This is a genomic window from Streptomyces sp. SID9727 (assembly GCF_010550605.1).
GTDB lineage: Bacteria > Actinomycetota > Actinomycetes > Streptomycetales > Streptomycetaceae > Streptomyces.
In genome coordinates this window covers 1-1,335 of record NZ_JAAGNI010000021.1, presented here as the reverse complement: position 1 = coordinate 1,335, position 1,335 = coordinate 1, and the positions used below count along the sequence as shown (strand labels likewise).

2 protein-coding genes and 1 riboswitch are annotated in these 1,335 nt (G+C 76.0%); of the genes, one reads left to right on the top strand and one right to left on the bottom strand.

Annotation, left to right across the window (positions count from 1 at the left end; translation table 11 throughout):
- Nucleotides 1-517, bottom strand: a 517-nt coding sequence (locus G3I41_RS01430; RefSeq protein WP_164398467.1) for an FAD-dependent oxidoreductase, incomplete at its 3' end; no start/stop codon positions are given.
- Nucleotides 515-626: riboswitch (TPP riboswitch) on the bottom strand. It overlaps the preceding gene by 3 nt.
- Nucleotides 627-707: 81 nt before the next feature.
- Here G3I41_RS01430 and G3I41_RS01425 point away from each other — a divergent pair.
- A partial coding sequence (locus G3I41_RS01425; protein WP_164398466.1) for an FAD/NAD(P)-binding oxidoreductase occupies nt 708-1,335 on the top strand: 628 nt, incomplete at its 3' end.

Below are 1,335 nucleotides of genomic sequence, written 5' to 3'. Positions count from 1 at the left end.
CCCGTTCGCACGCGGTGAGCAGCGCGGCGGCGAGGCGGCGCGGGTCGACCTGGTGGTCGCCGTCCACCCGGAGGCCGCCGCGCACGCCCGGCGCGAGCATCGGTTCCAGGCGGCGGCACTCGCGCCCGGTCAGCCACTCCGACTCCAGGCCCGAGCGGCGTTGCAGCTCGTGGAGTTCGCGCAGATGGGCGCGGTCGTCGGCGTCGAGCGCGACGGCCAGGGTGCCGCAGGCGCGGAAGCCGATGTCCTGCCCGCTCGCCTCCTCCAGTTCGGCCGCGAACGACGGATAGCGCCGGGCGGAGGCGAGGTTCAGCCCGAGCAGCGTCTCCTCGCCGTAGTGCAGTTCGGTGACGGCGGCCAGCATCCCGGCCGCCACCCGGGCCGCTCCGCCGCCCGGCTCCGGGTCGGCGAGCGCGGTGGACAGGCCGCGCCGCGCGGCCCGCCAGGCGGTCACCAGACCGATGACGCCGCCCCCGATGACGAGGACGTCGGACCCTTCGGTGGGATGGGTGCGCATGGGCGTCCAGCCCCTCCCTTCGCCGGCATGACCCGGATCAGGTTCGTACGGTCGGAGGCCGCCAGCCTCCCTCTCAGCCCGGTGCGCCCGGGCTCCCGCGTGTCTTGTCGGTGGCCACCCTAAACCCCGTCCCCCGGGGCCGGACGGGGCACCCTTTCCTGACGCCCGGTCAGCTACGTAAGGTGGACGGGTGAGCGAGCAGCAGCGGGCAGAACGGACGGAACGCCGGGTCGTCGTCGCGGGCGCGGGCATGGCGGGTGTGCAGACCGCCGTCGCCCTGCGGGAACAGGGCTTCACCGGCCCCGTCACCCTGATCGGCGCCGAACCCCACCAGCCCTACGACCGGCCCCCGCTGTCCAAGGCGGTGCTGCTCGGCAAGGCCGAGGAATCCGCCTTCGACATCGACTTCGAGGCGCTGGGCATCGCCCTGCGCCTGGGCTGCGAGGTCACCGGGGTGCGCGCCGGCGCCCACGAACTGGATACCTCCGACGGCCCGGTCCCCTATGACGTCCTGGTCCTCGCCACCGGCGCCGAACCCGTCGCCCTGCCCGGCTCCGACGGCGTCCCCGGCGTCCACCTGCTGCGCACCCTCGACGACGCGGCCCGGCTGCGTCCCGTCCTCGAAGCGGGGCACCCCGTCGTGGTCGTCGGAGCGGGCTGGATCGGCGCCGAGTTCGCCACCGCCGCCCGCGCCGCCGGCTGCGAGGTCACCGTCGTGGAGGCCGCGGACCGCCCCCTGGCCGGCGCCCTGCCCGCCGAGGTCGCCGCCCCGATGGCCGCCTGGTACGCGGAGAGCGGCGCCCGGCTCCTCACCGGCG